The sequence below is a fragment of the Pseudoalteromonas sp. AWM4_233 genome, from assembly GCF_056158285.1.
The window spans coordinates 1-1,071 of sequence record NZ_JBSWSZ010000112.1 but is presented as its reverse complement, the minus strand read 5'-3'; the positions used below and the strand labels follow the sequence as shown (position 1 = coordinate 1,071).

Genomic DNA, 1,071 nt, shown 5'->3' with positions numbered 1-1,071 from the left:
TACGTATTGCTAAGGTTAACGACGGTTAGATTCACCTCTTACACAGCACCTCACGGCTAATCGCATCCAGCTTATAGGTAAACTCGAGCGCTTTCATTTTGGTCTCGGTGATATTCGCCTGAACTGAAATAAATTTAGTGAGTGTACCTTCGGCATCAAATACCGGATTAATCGCCAGCGAAATCCAATACGACCCACCGTCTTGGTCATAGTTTAAAATTTCATCATAAAAGGCTTCTTTTGCGTTCAATTTTTCGCGAATTCTTTTTACCGTATTTGCATCTGTGTCAGGACCTTGTAAGAAGTCACCAGGCTTTTTGCCCCTCACTTCTTCTAAGGTATAACCCGTTAATTTGGTAAAACCCGGATTAATATATTCAATCTTGCCTTCAGCATCGGTAATAACCACCGAGTTGTCGGTTTTATTCGCCACTAATGACAAGGTTTCGAAAGTAGTTCGCCTTGCGACTTCTTCAGTTACATCACGCACAAAGGCGGTGTAATGAATATCTCCATCTATCACCACTTTAGATAGTGCCAAACTGCCCCACACTTGCGACCCATCTTTTCTAAAAACAGGCACCTCACGGCTAGTGCCGACAATTTTATTCTGACCCGTTATGCGGTTTTTATTCACATAAGCATCATGATTTTGCTGAATATCCATCGGCACCAGCATCTTCACATTTTTACCTAACACTTCTTTGCGGTCATACCCCCAAAGTGCCTCAGCAGCGGCATTAAACTGCGTGACTATATTGTCTGGGTTAATTGAGACCACAGCATCAATGGCTTGCTCTAGCACTTGATTTAAATACTCTCGTTGTACTCTTTGTTCGGTCACATCACGTACAAACGCGGTGTATTGCATTTTACCGTCGCACTCAACACGACATAAGGATAAATTGCCCCACACCTTAGTGCCATCTTTACGAAAAATCTCAACTTCTCGGTTCGATCCAACTATTTTATCTTGTCGAGTCTGTCTATTGGCATTCACAAAGTTATCGTGATTAGCTTGTATAGGTGCTGTGTAAGAGGTGAATCTAACCGTCGTTAACCTTAGCAATA

General features: G+C 42.2%; 1 protein-coding gene. It reads right to left on the bottom strand.

Features of this window, described 5'->3' with window-relative positions; translation table 11 throughout:
- Positions 1-31: 31 nt before the first annotated feature.
- A partial coding sequence (locus ACXAC4_RS21615) for a PAS domain S-box protein (RefSeq protein ID WP_475165266.1) occupies positions 32-1,071 on the bottom strand: 1,040 nt, incomplete at its 5' end.